Here is a 16,147-nt window from a genome sequence, read left to right on the forward strand (position 1 = left end):
CTGCGCACTTTTCCTGGAACTGCTTAGCTTGAAGTGGCGCATTCCGGACGGAAAACCGCTGCGCACTTTTCCTGGAACTGCTCAGTGCGCCAGGATGTTGACGATATTGCCGAACGGGTCGCGCATGTAGAAACGGCGCACGCCCCAGGGCTCGTTGGTGATGTCGTAGACGATCTCGACACCGGCGGCCTTGGCTCGCTGATAGGCCCGGTCGACATCGTCCACCTCGATCGAAAGCACCGGCACCGGCGTATCGTTGCCGCCCTCGCTGGCGATGCTCACCTGTGGCATCGCGGCCTTGCCCTCGGCGGCAAAGGTCAGGATCCAGCCGTGATCCATCACCACGTCGAGTTCAAGCAGGTCGCCGTAGAAGGCGCGCGCCACCTGCGGGTCCGGGGCGTAGAGGTTTGAGACGATACGCTTGACTGTCATGGAATTCTGCTCCCTTCGACGCGCCGCAACGCGGCAGCATCGACGCTTACTGGTTGTTCGGCTGATAACGATACAGCCCATACTGCCCGCCAACGGCAGCCGATTGAAAGCGGAAATCGCCTCGCTTCAGAATGAAGCCGCCGCATGTTCCGATGGCGCCTTCGGGTTTGCTCCGGAAAGCGCCACCCGCACAAGCGTCGCCGCAGCCTTGCCCGCCACCTCCATATAGCTTGGATCCCGGTGCAGCAGCACGACCGCGAAACTGCCGTCGAGCAGCAGCAGGATCTGCTTTGCCAGCATGGCCGGCTCGGCGACACCGGCTTCGGTAAAGGTCTCGGCAATCCAGGCCTCGAACTTCTTCTTGTGGGCGGCACCGATGCGGATCGCCGGATGACCGGGCATGTTGGCAAGCTCGGCGGACGTGCGCAGGAAGCCACAGCCCTTCCATTTCGGATGGCGCGCCGCCCGCACCAGGTTGACGAAGATCGCCTCGATCTTGTCGGCAATGTCCCCGTCGCCCGCGTCGAACCACTTGCGGAAGAGTTTCAGATTGGGCTGGTCGCGGCCTTCGAGATAGGCGGCGATCAGCTCGTCCTTGCTGTCGAAATGATAGTAGAGCGTGCGTTTGGTCACGCCCGCGGCTTCCGCCACCGCATCGACGCTGACGGCGCGGATGCCCTCGGCATAAAACAGCTTTTCCGCCGCTGCGACGATCAGCTCCCGGGTCGATTTCTCTGCTTTCGCCATCTCTCATGTATACCGACTAGTGAATATACATGGCATCTTCCCTCACCTAGCCTCTCCCCGTCAACACCTGCCGGAGAGCAACCATGTCGAACACCGTGCTGATGCAGATTTCCGAGGGCATCGCCCTCCTCAGTCTCAACCGCCCAGAGAAACTCAACGCGCTGAACTACGAGCTGATCGACCGGCTCATGAGCCTTCTCGACCAGATCGAAGCGAACGACGGCGTCGGCGCCGTGATCATCACTGGCACCGGCGACCGCGCCTTTTCCGCCGGCGGCGATATCCATGAGTTCTCGGAAAGCGTGGCCAAGGGCGTAAACCCGGCCGTGCGCGATTTCGTCCGTCGCGGCCAGGGCCTGACGGCCCGGCTCGAAGCCTTTCCGAAGCCGGTCATCGCTGCCGTCAACGGGCTTGCTTATGGCGGCGGCTGCGAGATCACCGAAGCGGTGCATCTCGCTGTTGCCAGCGACCGGGCGCGTTTTGCCAAACCGGAAATCAAGCTCGGCATGCCGCCGACCTTCGGCGGCACCCAGCGCCTGCCGCGGCTCGCCGGCCGCAAGCGCGCGCTTGAACTGCTGCTGACAGGCGAGGATTTCTTGGCCGATCGCGCGCTGGAGCTGGGGCTCGTCAACCATGTCGTCGCTCATGAGGAACTGATGTCGGCCGCCCGTGACCTGGCAAAACGCATCATGGGCTACTCCCCGCTTGCAGTGCGCTCGATTATCACCGCCGTCACCCGCGGCCTCAACATGTCGATCGCCGAGGGGCTGTTGGTCGAAAGCGAACAGTTTGCCCAGATGGTGCCGACCGACGATCTTGCCGATGCGCTTGCCGCCTGGACGGGACGGCGCCTCCACGACGACCCACCGCGGCGTGGTCTCTTTTCGCGATACTTTTAAATTCAACCGAACGGTTGACAATTAGGTCGACCGAGAGGATATTCAACAATATGGTTGAATATCAGAACGCACATCTCGATGCCGTGTTTCACGCGCTTTCGGACCCGACGCGGCGCGCCATGCTCCAGGACCTTTCGCAGGGCGAAAGACTGGTGGGTGAGCTTGCGGCGCCGTTCTCGATCTCGCTGGCCGCGGCATCGAAGCACATCAAGGTGCTGGAAGGAGCAGGTCTGGTGCGCCGCGAAGTGAAAGGTCGCACGCATGTGTGCCGGCTCGATGCCGCGCCGATGCATGCAGGCATGGAATGGATGCGCCACTACGAAGCCTTCTGGCGCACCCGCATCGACGCACTCGAGGCGCTGCTTCTCGTCGAAGACGCCACAATCCAAACTGATCCGGAGGAAAAGCCATGACTTCGTCTGCCACAGCCTTTGCCGGCGCCGACTACGGCCGTGTCGTCGCACCGGACGCGGTGCGCATCGAGCGCCTGCTTCCCGGCCCGATCGAGCGGGTCTGGTCCTATCTGACGGAGGAAAGCAAGCGCCGGCTCTGGATGGCGTCCGGAACGATCGGATCGAAGGAAGGGGCCGAGGTCGAGCACGTCTTCCGCCATTCGGAACTGACGACGGAGGACGATCGGCCACCGCAGAAATACGCCGAGCACGCCGGCGAGGTGCGCAATTACGGCCACGTGCTCGCCTGGGAGCCGCCACGACTACTGGCCTATACCTGGAACGAAGAGACCGGCACCCCGTCGGAGGTCCGCTTCGAGCTCAGCCCCCGCGGCGACAAGGTGCTGCTCGTCGTCACCCATAAGCGCATCGCCGACCGCGCGGTCATGACCAGCTTCTCCGCCGGCTGGCACGTACACCTCGACATTTTGCGAGCTCTGCTCGAAGGCGAAAAGCCGGCAGCCTCCTGGAGCAAGTTTGCCGACCTTGAAGCGCAATACGACGCGCGTATTCCGAAGCCCTGACGGCGGGATGGGCTTGAAGGTCAGGACGCGTGCAGGCGCCGGCAAGGATCGACTTGCCGGCGCTTTTCGTCAGGTGCGGGCGAAACCGAGAACGAAAAACGCCAGCGCGCCGATCGAGGCCCATGTGCGCACGTGGTTCCACCAGACCCAATCGGTCAGATAGCGCTCATGCCAGAGATCGGTCGCCGCCTGACCGGGGGCTGCCGCGGCGAGCGCGTCATTCATCGGCACGTTGAAGACAATGGTCACCAGCAGTACGCCAACGACATAGGCAATGCCACCGGCGGCAAGCCACCACCTGCCCTCGCCGCCCGAGATGAAGGCGACGACGACGAGCGCCAGGGCGAGCAGCGCCGTGCCCATGAAGGCGCTGAGGAAGATCGGGTTCTGGATCACGACATTGATGGCGTTCATCGCGGCGATCCCCTGCTCCGGCGGCAGCCGCGACAGGGCCTGCATGATGCAGACCGAGAAGATGAAGAAAAGCCCGGCCATCAGGCCGGAACCGATCGCGGCGGCAAACGCCAGAGCGGGGATCAGCGGGATCATGCGGCAAGACTCCAAACACCAGTTGCTGCGGTTTCCCGGGCGTAATCGGCAAAGTCGCGCGGACGCCGCCCAAGCACGCGCTCGACATCGGACGTCATGCTGGAATTGCGCCCGTCGAGCACCGAGGTGAAGAGATAGCGGATGAGTTCGACATAGTCATCCGGCACGCCGTCCGCCTTGAGATGCGCTGCGAAGTCGGAAACCGGAATGGCCTGATAAGAGATCCGACGGTTGGCGGCCGCGGCGATCTCGGCGACGGCCTGGGCAAAGGTCATCAGGCGCGGGCCGGTCAAGGCATAGACCTTGCCGATATGCGCATCGTCCAGAAGGGCCTCAACCGCCACGTCGGCAATGTCGTCGCAACTGACGAAGGGCTCGGTGACCTCGTCCACCGGCAGGAAGACCGAACCACTCACCACGCCGTCGGCCAGGAAGCCTTCGTCGAAGTTCTCGAAGAACCAGCTGCCCCGGATGACCGTCCAGTCGGCGCCGGAGGCCTGCAGCGCACGCTCGGAGGCTTCCGCCTCGTCCTCGCCGCGGCCCGACAGGAGCACCAGCCGCTTGATGCCGGAGCGAACGGCAAGGCTCGAGAACCGGTCGATGACGTCGACGGCGCCCGGCACCGCCAGATCGGGCTGGTAGCAGACATAGATGCGATCGACATTTTCAAGGGCGGGCGTCCAGGTCGCCTCATCCGTCCAATCGAAGGAAGGCGACGCCGAACGGGCGCCGATGCGGACCGCTATGCCCCGCTCCCGAAGGCGATCGGCCACCCGCCGCCCCGTCTTGCCGGTACCGCCCAAAACCAGTGTGACTTTCCGAGACATCGTTTCCTCCTGAGGTTCCATCAACAAACATGAGCATCTCTCACATTTGCAAATGTGATAAATCCTCGTATTTTAGGAGTCAAGTCAAAATGTGAGCATTACTCATGATTCCAGATGCAAGTCCCGCCACGCTTCCCGCCGACGACGAGCGTGCGCTGCGCCGGACGCCGAGCCAGAAGCGCAGCCGCGAGCGCGTCGAGCAGATCCTTGCCTGCGCGACGGCGCTCATCCAGGAGAAGGGCAGCGACGCCATGCGCATGAGCGAAGTCGCTGAAAAGGCTGGGATTTCGATCGGATCGCTGTATCAGTACTTCCCCGACAAGGCGGCAATCGTGCGCACGCTGGCCGAGCGCTACAATGCGGTCTGCAACGAGTGCATCGCGGCCGAACTGGCCAAGGTCACGTCGATAGCCGAACTGCGCGACGCCTTCTCGCTGCTGTTCGACATCTACTACGACATGTTCCTCGCCGAGCCGGTCATGCGCGACATCTGGTCGGCGATGCAAGCCGACAAGGCGCTGCGCGAGATCGATCTTGCGCAAAGCCGCGCCGGCGGAAAGCTGCTTGCCGATGTCTGGGCCCGCCTTGTGCCGGAGACGCCGCGCGAAGAGATCGACAGCGCCGCCTTCCTGATCATGCATCTCGGCGACTGCACCATGCGACTTGCAGTCTCGGTCGACCGGGCCGAGGGTGACCAGATCGTCGAAGCCTACAAACGCATGACCGTCAAGGATTTTGTCGCGGATGGACCGCGCGGCGGCGCGCACTCAATTGACAACTCCATGACACAATCCTAATCATCTGGGATCGATTGGTTCCCGGGACGCGAACGTGTTTCGGGAGTAAACGGGAATGTGACGGATGGACCCAAGCTGGGCATTCAAATCACGGCCGACCCCGCGACTGTAGAGCGACGTCGATCCACCGTTCCGGAGCGATCCGGAAGAAGCCACTGGCAAGACCGCGAGAGGGCGGCCGAGCTGGGAAGGCGAGGCAGATCGAGGGCATCGAGCCCAACGCCGTGAGCCAGGAAACCTGCCACTCGATACGGGCATAGGGCCCAACCGGGAATTTCCCGATGCCATCACGGAGGTTGTCATGGCTACGTCTACCATTTCGAGCACCCCGCTCTCCCTCAGCGATCGTCTGACCGCTGGCGTCATCGCGCTCTTCATCGGCGCATTCCTCGTCTTTGGCGCCGGCCTTGCCAACTCGGCAGTGCTGCACGACACGGCGCACGACACCCGCCACTCCTACGGCTTCCCCTGCCACTGACCGATGCGCCGGAACGTGAACAACGTTCCGCATCGAACAATCTGCGGACCTGAACGCATCCGGCCCGAGCCGGATGGAGGGCTGCGTGCATCCCGGTTTTTCCGGCGCGCGAAGGCCATCCGCAGCATAGGGAAAATGGGAAGGCTCGAGGACCACGCCATAGGGCGTGGCTTTTGTCGTTATCGAGGGATTTCAAGATGATTGTCAGAACGCTTCTGGCCGCGATCGTGGCTGGATTGATTGCCGGTGTCTTCATGACCGGCGCCCAGGAACTGCGCGTCACACCGCTGATCCTGCATGCAGAAGAATTCGAAGGCGAGGCACCGGCCGCTACCGAACAGCCCGCCGCCCAGCCGGGTGCGGCACAGCCGGCCGCAGAAAACCACGACCAGCATTCGTCGCTCAAAGCCGTGTCGCCGTTCGGCGCTTTCCTCGACGCTTTGTCGCCGATCACCCCGGCCTATGCCCATGAGGGCGAGCATGAGGAAGGCGGCATCATGTTCGGCATGAGCCGCTTCTCCGGCACGCTGATGGCGAACCTCGTCACAGGTTCCGGCTTCGGCCTGCTGCTCGCCGGCGTCAGCCTGGTGATCGGCTACCCGATCACGCTCAGGAACGGCGCGCTGTGGGGCGCCTGCGGCTGGCTTGCCGTGCACATGCTGCCGGCGATCGGTCTGCCGCCGGAACTGCCGGGATTTCCGGCAGCCGAACTCGGCGACCGCCAGACCTGGTGGCTGGTGACCGTGGCGCTCTCCGCCGTCGGCCTCTATCTCGTCGTCCTGCGCGAGGAGATCGTCTCCAAGGTCGCAGGCCTGGTGCTGATCGCAGCACCCCATGTCTACGGTGCGCCGCAGCCGCTCGATATCACCAGCAACGTTCCGGCCGTGCTCGGCGCCGAGTTTGCGGTTGCCGCACTCGCCACCACGCTTGCCTTCTGGATCGTGCTCGGCGTCGTCTCCGGCTTCATCAACGAGCGCTTCGTCAAGGCACAGTGATCACTGATCACAGATCGTCAGCAAAGCGACGGCGGGGTTCAGGTCCCGCCGTTTTGCATGAGATGCGCCGCCAGCCGCGCGCGGCGATCTTCCGGCTCCAGCAGCACGCAAGTGTCGCAGAAACTGCCCCCTTCCGTCTTGAAGTAGAGACAGCAGCCGCAACGGATCCGATACTGGCGCGACAGCTCAGCGCCGCTTGCCGGATCGAGAGCCGCGATCTGCTCGTAGCAGAGCTCCTCTGAGTAGAGCCGCGAACCCGGTCGTTTGACGATCGCCAGCGCCTCGGCCATGCCGCGCGCCTCGTCGCCGATCGCGCGGCCGATTTCCAGGAACGCGCCGGCCAGGGCATCGGCCGCGAGCCGCCATTGCGCCCCGCTCGACAGCCCTGCTCGCGCTTTCAGAACCGCAACGACGGGTGCCAGATGGGCGATGAAGCCCTGTTCGAATGCGCTGACGCCTTCGCCACCCTGGCGCTCCGTGGCCGGCGGATGCAGGCGAAAATGATAGCGCTTGCCCGCGATTTCGACGCCACGGTGAAGCCGCGTCCAATCCTCGAAACGAATGCCGGCCACCTCCGCCTGCAACCCGGCGCCGAGATGGAACGCGCCAAGGACCACGCTCAGCTGGCGGCTATAGAAGGCGATCAGATGCGCCGCCCGGATCCGGTCGGTCATGCCGACCCCAAAGAAATCCTGATAGGCGAGCCCCGCCTCGAGGCCAGCGCTGCCCGCAGCCCAGAAGTCGCCCGGCGCGCTGAAATCACTGGCCGCCGGCCCGAGCGAGACGGCAGCCTCGGGAAACTGGGTACGCAGATGGTCGGCGACGGCCAGCGCCTGCGGCGCAAACGCCGCGGTCTCCGCTGTCGGCCGGTGGTCGTTCAAGCGCATGCCGTCTCCGTCGTCCATTCTCATCCTCTGGCGCAGGATGCGGGCGGATTACCACACGCGCCTTCCCCCTCCTGCAGCCAGCCACCGTCGAAGCCCGCCCGTTCAAGGCCGAGGCGGATCGCCGGCATGCTGCGCATCAGTGCCCAGCTAAGGCCGCTTTGCCAGTTCTCGATCATCATGACAACGAGGCCCTGGTCAAGACCGACGACCCGCGCATCGATCCAGCCCTCCGGGCCTGCGCCGGCGGCCAGGCTCGGGTTGAAGCCGCCGGGAAAGCGCCCTTCGCTCAGAAGTCCCGGATAACTGTCTGCCATATGCACGAGGGAGGCCTGCGCCGCATCCGGCTCGAACGGCAGGCAGGCAAGCGGCGCCCAGGGCACCAGCGTGCCGTCATCAAGGCCGTAGGGTGCGCCGCGGTTCACATAGCCGAAAAGCCGCTGCTGGCGCCCATCCGCAAGCCGCAGCCGGCCGCGGGGCGCATGGCAGGCGCTCAGGCCCCACAGGTCCTCGCCATATCCGGCAAAACCGCCGGGATTGGAGCGCGCATGGTCCCGCTGCAAGGCAATGGCGCGTCGGGTATTCTCGAAATAATCCGTCCCCCGCTCCCGCATCGGCCGGTCGGAAAGCCCGCGTAGATCGAGCCAGGCCTGCGGAAAGAGATGGATGAAGAGTGGGGCCGCATGCAGATGCGGCCGGCCGTCGACCGGGATCCAGTCATGGCCCTCGGCAAAGGCCGCATAGTGCTCCGGTTCGATCGAATGGTCGGGCGCGCCGAGTGCCAGCACATAGAGCAGCAGCGCTTCGCTGTAACCCCGCCAGCGATGCTTCAAGAACCGCCCCGGCGGCCGCCAGCCCATCGTCAGCGTGTCGCCCCGATTGAGCGCCCAGCGCCAGTCCACCCGCGCATAGAGCCGATCGGCAAGAGCGCGGATCTCGCATTCGTCCGCATCCCTACCGGAAAAATATGCAGAGGCGGTCAGGCAGCCGGCGATCAGCAGCGCCGTATCGACGGTCGAAAGCTCGCTCTGCCAGGTGCGCTCGCCGGTCCGCATGTCGAGGAAGTGATGGTAGAAGCCGCGATAGCCGGTCGCCTGCCGGTGGCGGGACTGCGGGCTTTGGACAAGGAAGCGCAGCGTCGTCGCCACCCGCCGCGCGGCATCGCTGCGCGAGAGCCAGCCGCGCTCGACGCCGATGGGATAGCAGGAAAGGCCGAAGCCGGTCGCAGCGATGCTCGCCGGCGCGCCCGGCAACGCGGTGTCGGCGATCAGTCCGGTGACCGGATCCGAATGTTCGAGGAAATACCCGAACGCCGCCTGCTGCAATCGATCAATCTGAAATCGCTCAGTATTTTCCGTACGCTGCGGCATTTCGCCTTTCCTGTCCGACATCCGGCCTCATGCAGGAACCGGCAAAATCACTCTTTAGTGAAGGCCAACTACACCCAAACGGTCGCCGAAATCCAATCTTGTGTTACAGTCTTCTAATCTGACCGCGCGCAATGACTGGTTGAAGCGATGTTGAGCGTGTTGGCGTTACTCCTTTCATTGAGTGGTGGCCCGAGCCCATCGACCGCCGAGGCGACGAATGTCGACGTCGAACTGATCCTGGCGGTCGACATGTCCGGCTCGATGGATCTCGACGAGGCCCGCATCCAGCGGGCCGGCTATGTCGAGGCACTCCGGCATCGCGACTTCCTTGATGCGGTCGAAAGCGGCCAGCTGGGCAAGATCGCCATCGGCTATTTCGAATGGGCCGGAACGGTGAACGAGTCCTCCGTTGTCGCCTGGAAGGTCATCGACAATGCCGCCGACGCCGACGCCTTCGCCAAGCTGATCGAAGCGCGGCCGGTCGGCACACGCCGCGGCACCTCCATCTCCAACGCCATCACCTATGGCACGGCGCTGATCGATTCCAACGCGTTCAGCGGCGTGCGAAGGGTCATCGACATCTCCGGCGACGGGCCGAACAACATCGGCCCGCCGGTGCTTCCAGCCCGCGAGATCGCGATCACGCGCGGCATCACCATCAACGGGCTTGCCATCCTCATCCGCCCGTCGGTTTCGACCGGCCCGCTTGACCAATACTATGCCGAATGTGTCATCGGCGGCCCCGGCTCCTTCGTGCTGCCGGTGCACGAGCCCGAAGATTTCTCCATCGCGATCCGCCAGAAACTGGTGCTCGAAGTCAGCGGCCTGCCACCGCCGCCGACCATACGCTATGTCGATGCCTTCCCGGCGCCCGATTGCCTGATCGGCGAGAAATTGCGGCCGGGCTTCCTCGACCGGGTCTATCCGGAGCTCGACAAGTAGCCTCGCTAGACCGGACGATGCCCCCGCAACCTTTGCGCGTCAGATTGTCGTTTCCCTTCGCTTCGTCCGACGATAAGATGGCGCGTTGCTTCGCGGATCGATTCATGTCCTTGACCACCACGCCCCATCAGGCCGACCTGGCCACAGACCCGACCACCGACACCGGCAGTCAGCACATCCGCGATACATTGCGCGATGCGATCGTCGAGCGGCGGCTTGCGCCTGGCACGAAGCTTTCGGAAAGCGACGTCGGCGAACTGTTCAACGTCAGCCGAACGCTGGTGCGCGCCGCCCTGCAGGCGCTGTCCTATGAGGGCCTCGTCAACGTCGAGAAGAACCGCGGCGCCTTCGTTGCGCACCCTTCGATCGACGAGGCGCGCCAGATCTTTGCGACCCGCCGGCTGATCGAACCCGGCGTCGTGCGCGCCGCCGCCGCCCAGATCGGCAAGGCGGAGCTTTCCGAACTCAGGCGCATGCTGGCAGCCGAGCGCCAACTGACTGAACAGCGCGGTCAATCGGCCCGTCGTGCGGAAATCAAGGCATCGGGCGATTTCCACCTGGCGCTTGCCGACCTCTCGGGCAACACCATTCTGCGCCGCTTCATGGACGAGCTCGTCGCCCGCTCCTCGCTGGTCATCGCGCTTTACGGACAATCGACCGTTTCGAGCTGCGGCCACAGCGAACACGACGAGATCGTCAACGCGATCGAGCGTGGCGACATCGACGCGGCCGCGCGGCTGATGGTCCACCACATCGACCATATCGAAGCCGACCTCGACCTGCGCGTTCTGAAGTCGACCGACCTCAAGGCAGCGCTGGAACTCTAGTGCCGCCACCTGCGCCGGGCCTGGATTTTCAAAGCTTTTCAACACCGGTCCGAGCCCGATGGAGCTCCCCGCCGCACCTCCCTTCGTCCGCCGTCGGCAAAAGCGACGCAACCAAAAGATCAGGTTCGCAAAGCCGGAGAGAACTCGCCTGCCGTCAGCGCGAATAAAATCGGTAGACAACATGGAACCATCCCGCTGCTCTCGCGTTGCCCTCTCGCTCGAAAAGACTGTGAACGAGGAATGCAATGAGCGAGAAACTCTTTCCCACTCCCATCCCCCTGAAACTTTCGGCACGACGGCAGACCGTGGTCAGAACGGTGTTCGAAGCCGTGGAACTGCTCAGGCAGTGGCCGGGCCGTCGTGGCCGGGAATATCGCGCAGCCCTCAGGCGCTGCCTGGATGCGCTGGATGGATTGACGAGTACGGACCGGGCGAGCCGCTGCTTTGCCGCAGCCGCCCGGGAATCGGGCCTGTTGCTGGCCTGATCCGGGCGACCGGGATGATCCGGAACCGCAAAGGTGATCCGGGATATCAAGGGCTCGGCGTTTGAAGCTTTCACGATGCGCCGAAGGACGATCGGCGCATCGCCCCGACCGAAAGCACCTCAGCTGCGATCAGCAAGATTTCATGCCACGCGCGGTGATCAGTCGGCGAGTTCGGCCGCTTCCTTCGGTCCACGGTCGGCAAGCGCCTTGAGCGCCGCCTTGTCGAGCCGCCAGTCCGGCGCGCCGTAACCGAGCGGCCACTTGTACGGCTCCTTGTCGTTGAAGAAGACGACGGTCGTCAGAAGCGGGAAGGCCTGGCGGTAGGTCTGCTGATCCAGGATTTCGGCATACCATGCACGCTTGTAATCGGCCGAGCCGGAGACCCCGAGTTCGGCAACGATCACGGGCTTGCCGTAACGCGAAACGCGCTGGTACTTTTCCTTGAGCGCTTCGCCGAAGCGACGCTCGCGACCCCAATAGTCGACGTCCATCTTCTGCAGGCCCCAGACAGGGATGCCGATCGCATCGACGACATCGTCGCCCGGATAATAGGCCGCGAGATTGCGATGGCCCTTCGGCGACCAGACGTAGCGGGCGGCCGGCGCGAGTTCCCGGCACTTGCTGACGAAGTAGCGGAACGCCGTCTTGTAGCCTTCGCTGTCGCGCCGCGCCCAGGGATAGCGCTCGCCGGGCTCTTCCATCTCATGGCCCCAGCGAACGTAGACCGGCCCGCGGAAGTCGGCGGCGCGCGTGCAAATATCGGTAATCTCGCGATCGAAGCGGCCGTTGCCGATATCGGCAAACAGCCGGTTGCCGCCGGCGCGCCAGTCGGCGGCATGGGTATAGGGCTCGACTGAAAGCATCAGCGCCCGCCCCTGTCGCGCGGCATTTGCGAACTTCCGTTTCAGCTGCGCCCGATCCGGCTTCTGCCAGTAGACGAAGACATGCTCAAGTGTCAGCGCGTCGCTGGATGCGACCGCATCATGCGGATCGTAAACGCCGATTTCGACCGTGCGTGTTTCCCGCTCCCTTGCCTCAGGCGTGATGGCGGCGGTCGTCAGCGACCGGTCGATACCGTCTACGGAATCCTGCGCGCGGCCCGGCGTGACTCCGGCAACCGCCAGAAGCGCCAGCGCGCCAGCACCGAGGACCGATCTTGGGACAGCAATAGGCAACGATTTTCTCCGGCGTGCCACATCTGGCACCGCATAAAACCAGACATGGCTTGCTGCGCGCTGGAAGCCGGTGCGATCGCGAGGCCGTGGGCGTCATGCCCGGATGGCAAAAAGGCCGCCGCCAAGGCTGGCAACCGCCCCGTCTCCATGATCGATTGCGCCTGCCTTCCCGAACGCGACAGACCGTTAGAGCGAGGCTCTGAGGAAACAGTGCGACGTGCGCCCGAAGCCGCTCGGCGAGCAGATATAGGGCGCGCGGCCGAGGTAGGTTGCCGTGCGCCTGCGCGTCGGTGCCGGCTCGACGATGTCTTCATCCGCCTCGGCGATCTTCAGCTGCTTCTCTTCCTTGCGGACCTTGATCGAAGGGCTCGCATAGGCGCTCGAATGGCCCGATGCAAACAGCGGCGTTTCGCTGACGACCGTCGACGAGCAGCCGGCGGACAGAAGCAGGAGGCTTAGAACTGATGTCGTCGGTACGAGAAACTTGAAACCCGAAACGGCGGTGCGGCCTACGCCGGCACATGCGGTTTTGATTCGCATAAACGTCCTTTCGAATAGCGGTCCAGCCGCCTGGGGCTTCCTTTGGGCGAAAAGGTGGCGATCTTCAACCCCCTTTTTCATTATTCATTGCTTAAATTAACAATTCCTTTCTTAGAGATTCCGCCATGGTTGTGCCGCCGCTTTCGCCTTGCGCTGGCGAACATCGACGCCTTGCGGACGGCGGACGCAGGCATCGGCGTGGGCTATGAGCGAAACAAATACGGAAAAGCAAAGGCTTGCCGGGCCCCTGTATCACGGCATCGGCGAACGGCGACCCGTCTCTGCCGCTTCCGCGCCACCACGCCCGGTGGCAATATCCGGCCGATGCTACGGCTGATATCCCCGGACAAAAAATCGACCCCAGCCACCGGTTCTCCGCTGGAATCCGGACGGCGGCGGCTGGCGGGGACGACGGGCCGCTGCCATTCGCTATTTTTAGCTATCGCGCATTTACGGATCCTTGACCTCTGACGGCCACCTTGGAGCGAGGCGCAACATGTTTGAGCGTATGCGCCCACTCCAAAACTGCCCGCCTCCCGCGGGCATTTTTTTTGCGCGCACGGTAGCCCTGCGAGCACCAGCCGCCCGGTATTCCCAGAGACGACACCTTCCCCCGCGCGCCGCTTCAACCCGCCCCATCCTCGGCGCCCATTGCACGGGCTGAGGCCTTCCAACGTCTGGTCTTGCCTTGCCGATGGGACATGCGAACTGCGCGCCGGCCAGCCGCGATCGGCTGTTCGCCAGCGCGTTTACCACACTGCGAAAGTCCCATTGCGAGAATTTAAGGAGTTGTTAATAATAGAAAGCGGAGAGCGAGGGGCAATCCAAATTGGATCAAGATACAGGTGCCGACATCGTCGGAGCCGCCGGCATCGCTGGCGCGCGCATAACCATCATTGTTTCTGCACTCGGCGCCGGCGGCACCGAGCACGTCGTCAGTCTCGTTGCCAGCCACTGGGCCCGCCTCGGCTGCACCGTCACGGTGATTACGCTCGAAGCGCCGACCTCCGAACCCTATTACAGGCTCGATCCGCGCGTCACCATCGAGCGGCTCGACGTGCCGGTTCAGAAGGCTGGCAAGCTGCGGGCCGCCTGGCTGGTGGCAAGGCGGCTCTACCGACTGCGCTCGACGATCAGCCGCACCCGTCCCGACTTCGTGCTGAGCTTCCTGACGCGCACGAACGTGCTGACGCTGCTCGCAACGCGAGGCCTCAGGCTCCCGGTGATCGTGTCCGAGCGCAACAACCCGGCGGCGCAGCCCTTCGGCCCCTTCTGGAAATGGCTGCAGCTTCGTCTCTACCCGCGCGCCTTTGCGCTGGTGACGATGACCAAGGGCGCGCTGGACTATTTCCCGCCGAATGTTCGCCGCTCCAGCCGGGTGATCGCCAATGCGATCAATCTGCCCGACGGCTGGCAAAAGAAGCGCGGCAACAATGTGCTCACCGCCGTCGGGCGCCTGACTGAGCAAAAGGGCTTCGATCTGCTGCTCGAAGCCTTCGCCAAGGCGGCCAGCGACCACCCCGAATGGAAGCTCGTCATCTGGGGCGAAGGCGAGGCGAGAAAAGCGCTGGAAGCCCAGCGCAACGCGCTCGGATTGGCCGACCGGGTGGAAATGCCCGGCGTCACCGCGAAACCCGGCCTCTGGGTCGAAACCGCCGACCTCTTCGTCCTGTCATCCCGCTACGAAGGCTGGGGCATCGCCCTGCTTGAAGCGATGGCCGCAGGCCTCCCCGTCGTCTCCTTCGCCTGCGAATGGGGCCCGACCGACATGATTGCCAACGGCGACGACGGCATCCTCGTCGAAAACGGCGACATCAACGCCCTGGCCGAAGCCCTCTCCAACCTGATGGGCGACGAGACCCTGCGCGCCCGTCTCGCGGACAACGCCGAAGCCAATGTCCGACGCTACGACGCCGAACATATCCTCTCCCAATGGGACGCCGTGGCGCTCTCGGCACTGGAAAACTCGAGCACCCCGAGGGCCACGATGAAGCCCCGGGCCATCCCCGCTTCCGGCTAAGGATCTGGCCGCGTTAGCGGAGACAACTGCGAACGTGGCCTCGGAAAGGGTATGTCCTGACAAAGCGGTCGTGACAGGCGAGCGCTTTGTAGACCAATGTTGGTCAGCGTGCCGCCGCAGTTGAAGACCCGGTAGATGCCGGCGCCGAAGCTGCCGCCGGAGGGGACGGAAACGTTGAGCGTGGCGTCGAGCACCAGGTTGCCACCGACATCGACAAGATCGTTGAGCGCGCCACCGGCGACATTGGCCTGGCCGAATTCGAAATCGAGGAAGGAAGCGGCAGCGAGCGACAGATTGCCATTGATCGTCAACGTTCCCGGGCTGTTGCCGGGCGCCAGCGTGCCGCGGTCGTTCAGGACGACGCTGCCGCCGATCGTGCCGCTGCCGCCGGGCACGGCACCAGAACCAACCGTCGTCAGTCCGGTTGCAATCGACTGGTTGCCGTTGACCAGCAGCTTGCCGGCATCGACGTTCGTGGCACCCGAATAGCTGTTGCGCCGGAGAGGATCCGTCGCTCACGATCCTTGCATGAGGTGACGTGCAATCTGCACCAGCGCTGCATCGCTGCCGTCTGACCCCTTTGTTCGTTTTCCCGCCTCCAGCCAGCAAACGTTCATGACCGCCAGAATGTCGTCGTCGGATTGGACCACGCCTGCCGCGTCAAAGTCTCTTCGAATGATCGCAAGAATGTCGCTGCGTTCGACGTCCAGCGCCGCCATCGCAAGACCATCCGAGTAGGTCTTGGCATTTTCGCCGGCAAGGGCCAGTTTCTCCGCCGCCCAAAAGCCAACCAGCTTGTTGCGACGTACGATTCGCACCATTTCCGCGCCCGGACCAGCCATCGAAATTCTCCATTGCTGCCTGGCCGGCCATCCTAGCAGAAACCACGAGGGAGAGGGTTGGATTATCCGACGTTGGCGGAACATGCCGTGCGCAATTTCGCGTCGTACAAAATCGCTGGAAATGTCCCAAACCTGCGCGCACATCAAATCTGGGCAAAAATCAGCCAGAAAACCTAGAAAATTCAATGTTCGCAAGTGACTGGTGGGCCCGGAGGTGTCACGAAAAGCGTTTCAGATCAACAAGATGCTAGAAAGTGGGACAAAAAATTACTCTTTGATAGTGTTATGTTTTCTGTCGGGCTTGTCCCACTATTTCCTGTCTACTTGCTGGCCTGAGGCCCAAGAACGTCGCTACTCAAGCG

At 63.6% G+C, this 16,147-nt stretch carries 21 protein-coding genes and 1 riboswitch; of the genes, 11 read left to right on the top strand and 10 right to left on the bottom strand.

The window, feature by feature from the left end; all coding sequences use genetic code 11:
• Positions 1-81: 81 nt before the first annotated feature.
• Both AC3WVQ_RS12110 and AC3WVQ_RS12115 read right to left on the bottom strand, forming a co-directional pair.
• On the bottom strand, positions 82-432 hold the full coding sequence (locus tag AC3WVQ_RS12110; RefSeq protein WP_034792008.1) for a VOC family protein: 351 nt from the start codon (positions 430-432) through the stop codon (positions 82-84).
• A 126-nt stretch (positions 433-558) separates the two neighbouring features.
• Positions 559-1,179, bottom strand: coding sequence for a TetR/AcrR family transcriptional regulator (locus tag AC3WVQ_RS12115; protein ID WP_110818696.1), 621 nt, complete (start codon positions 1,177-1,179; stop codon positions 559-561).
• A gap of 83 nt (positions 1,180-1,262) precedes the next feature.
• Here AC3WVQ_RS12115 and AC3WVQ_RS12120 point away from each other — a divergent pair, with 83 nt between their 5' ends.
• From AC3WVQ_RS12120 to AC3WVQ_RS12130, 3 genes are read left to right on the top strand one after another with little or no spacing between them, the layout of a single operon-like run.
• Positions 1,263-2,078, top strand: a complete 816-nt coding sequence (locus AC3WVQ_RS12120; protein ID WP_492382736.1) for a crotonase/enoyl-CoA hydratase family protein — start codon at positions 1,263-1,265, stop codon at positions 2,076-2,078.
• A 50-nt stretch (positions 2,079-2,128) separates the two neighbouring features.
• Positions 2,129-2,491: an ArsR/SmtB family transcription factor gene (locus AC3WVQ_RS12125; protein WP_110818698.1), complete on the top strand. Its 363-nt coding sequence runs from the start codon at positions 2,129-2,131 to the stop codon at positions 2,489-2,491.
• On the top strand, positions 2,488-3,054 hold the full coding sequence (locus AC3WVQ_RS12130) for an SRPBCC family protein (RefSeq protein WP_492382737.1): 567 nt from the start codon (positions 2,488-2,490) through the stop codon (positions 3,052-3,054). The genes AC3WVQ_RS12125 and AC3WVQ_RS12130 overlap by 4 nt, the downstream gene beginning before the upstream one ends.
• Positions 3,055-3,123: 69 nt before the next feature.
• Here the strand turns inward: AC3WVQ_RS12130 and AC3WVQ_RS12135 are convergent, their stop codons facing one another.
• Both AC3WVQ_RS12135 and AC3WVQ_RS12140 read right to left on the bottom strand, forming a co-directional pair.
• On the bottom strand, positions 3,124-3,603 hold the full coding sequence (locus AC3WVQ_RS12135) for an anthrone oxygenase family protein (RefSeq protein ID WP_110818699.1): 480 nt from the start codon (positions 3,601-3,603) through the stop codon (positions 3,124-3,126).
• Positions 3,600-4,430 carry an NAD(P)H-binding protein gene (locus tag AC3WVQ_RS12140; protein ID WP_110818700.1) on the bottom strand — a complete coding sequence of 277 codons (831 nt, stop codon included), beginning with the start codon at positions 4,428-4,430 and terminating at the stop codon, positions 3,600-3,602. Before AC3WVQ_RS12140 ends, AC3WVQ_RS12135 begins: the two co-directional genes overlap by 4 nt.
• Positions 4,431-4,534: 104 nt before the next feature.
• On the opposite strand from AC3WVQ_RS12140, the gene AC3WVQ_RS12145 reads away from it, so the two are divergent.
• The 3 genes from AC3WVQ_RS12145 (at position 4,535) to AC3WVQ_RS12155 (ending at position 6,700) form a co-directional block, all read left to right on the top strand.
• The gene (locus tag AC3WVQ_RS12145; protein ID WP_110818701.1) at positions 4,535-5,227 is read left to right on the top strand and encodes a TetR/AcrR family transcriptional regulator; all 693 of its coding nucleotides are present in this window, start codon (positions 4,535-4,537) and stop codon (positions 5,225-5,227) included.
• Positions 5,226-5,487, top strand: a riboswitch (cobalamin riboswitch). (Overlaps the previous gene by 2 nt.)
• A gap of 41 nt (positions 5,488-5,528) precedes the next feature.
• Positions 5,529-5,705 carry a CbtB domain-containing protein gene (locus AC3WVQ_RS12150; protein WP_034791966.1) on the top strand — a complete coding sequence of 59 codons (177 nt, stop codon included), beginning with the start codon at positions 5,529-5,531 and terminating at the stop codon, positions 5,703-5,705.
• A gap of 197 nt (positions 5,706-5,902) precedes the next feature.
• Complete coding sequence (locus tag AC3WVQ_RS12155; RefSeq protein WP_110818702.1) at positions 5,903-6,700, top strand: CbtA family protein; 798 nt, start codon at positions 5,903-5,905, stop codon at positions 6,698-6,700.
• Positions 6,701-6,738: 38 nt separating this feature from the next.
• Here AC3WVQ_RS12155 and AC3WVQ_RS12160 read toward each other — a convergent pair whose 3' ends face one another.
• Together AC3WVQ_RS12160 and AC3WVQ_RS12165 are read right to left on the bottom strand one after the other, a co-directional pair.
• Positions 6,739-7,605, bottom strand: coding sequence for a ferric iron reductase (locus AC3WVQ_RS12160; protein ID WP_492382738.1), 867 nt, complete (start codon positions 7,603-7,605; stop codon positions 6,739-6,741).
• A 2-nt stretch (positions 7,606-7,607) separates the two neighbouring features.
• Positions 7,608-8,954 carry a glucoamylase family protein gene (locus tag AC3WVQ_RS12165; protein ID WP_110818703.1) on the bottom strand — a complete coding sequence of 449 codons (1,347 nt, stop codon included), beginning with the start codon at positions 8,952-8,954 and terminating at the stop codon, positions 7,608-7,610.
• A gap of 147 nt (positions 8,955-9,101) precedes the next feature.
• Between AC3WVQ_RS12165 and AC3WVQ_RS12170 the strand changes: the two genes are divergently transcribed.
• The 3 genes from AC3WVQ_RS12170 to AC3WVQ_RS12180 all read left to right on the top strand — a co-directional run bounded on the left by AC3WVQ_RS12170 (position 9,102) and on the right by AC3WVQ_RS12180 (position 11,208).
• Positions 9,102-9,896, top strand: a complete 795-nt coding sequence (locus AC3WVQ_RS12170) for a DUF1194 domain-containing protein (RefSeq protein WP_034791962.1) — start codon at positions 9,102-9,104, stop codon at positions 9,894-9,896.
• A gap of 104 nt (positions 9,897-10,000) precedes the next feature.
• Positions 10,001-10,723, top strand: a complete 723-nt coding sequence (locus AC3WVQ_RS12175; protein WP_090294484.1) for a GntR family transcriptional regulator — start codon at positions 10,001-10,003, stop codon at positions 10,721-10,723.
• Between the two features lie 245 nt (positions 10,724-10,968).
• The gene (locus tag AC3WVQ_RS12180) at positions 10,969-11,208 is read left to right on the top strand and encodes a DUF982 domain-containing protein (RefSeq protein WP_034791960.1); all 240 of its coding nucleotides are present in this window, start codon (positions 10,969-10,971) and stop codon (positions 11,206-11,208) included.
• Positions 11,209-11,366: 158 nt separating this feature from the next.
• Here the strand turns inward: AC3WVQ_RS12180 and AC3WVQ_RS12185 are convergent, their stop codons facing one another.
• Positions 11,367-12,383, bottom strand: a complete 1,017-nt coding sequence (locus AC3WVQ_RS12185; RefSeq protein WP_090294394.1) for a glycoside hydrolase family 26 protein — start codon at positions 12,381-12,383, stop codon at positions 11,367-11,369.
• A 186-nt stretch (positions 12,384-12,569) separates the two neighbouring features.
• Complete coding sequence (locus AC3WVQ_RS12190; protein ID WP_034791958.1) at positions 12,570-12,923, bottom strand: hypothetical protein; 354 nt, start codon at positions 12,921-12,923, stop codon at positions 12,570-12,572.
• Between the two features lie 42 nt (positions 12,924-12,965).
• Here AC3WVQ_RS12190 and AC3WVQ_RS12195 point away from each other — a divergent pair, with 42 nt between their 5' ends.
• Together AC3WVQ_RS12195 and AC3WVQ_RS12200 are read left to right on the top strand one after the other, a co-directional pair.
• Positions 12,966-13,394, top strand: coding sequence for a hypothetical protein (locus AC3WVQ_RS12195; protein ID WP_146242993.1), 429 nt, complete (start codon positions 12,966-12,968; stop codon positions 13,392-13,394).
• A gap of 358 nt (positions 13,395-13,752) precedes the next feature.
• Entirely contained in the window at positions 13,753-14,943 is a 1,191-nt protein-coding gene (locus AC3WVQ_RS12200) for a glycosyltransferase family 4 protein (protein ID WP_090294396.1), read from the top strand.
• Here AC3WVQ_RS12200 and AC3WVQ_RS12205 read toward each other — a convergent pair.
• Both AC3WVQ_RS12205 and AC3WVQ_RS12210 read right to left on the bottom strand, forming a co-directional pair.
• The gene (locus AC3WVQ_RS12205; RefSeq protein WP_090294399.1) at positions 14,940-15,338 is read right to left on the bottom strand and encodes a hypothetical protein; all 399 of its coding nucleotides are present in this window, start codon (positions 15,336-15,338) and stop codon (positions 14,940-14,942) included. The two genes, AC3WVQ_RS12200 and AC3WVQ_RS12205, sit on opposite strands and share 4 nt — an antisense overlap.
• Before the next feature lie 120 nt (positions 15,339-15,458).
• Positions 15,459-15,785, bottom strand: a complete 327-nt coding sequence (locus AC3WVQ_RS12210) for an ATPase inhibitor subunit zeta (RefSeq protein WP_060515850.1) — start codon at positions 15,783-15,785, stop codon at positions 15,459-15,461.
• Positions 15,786-16,147: the final 362 nt, after the last annotated feature.

This window comes from Ensifer sp. EB106-05-01-XG146 (genome assembly GCF_058791875.1).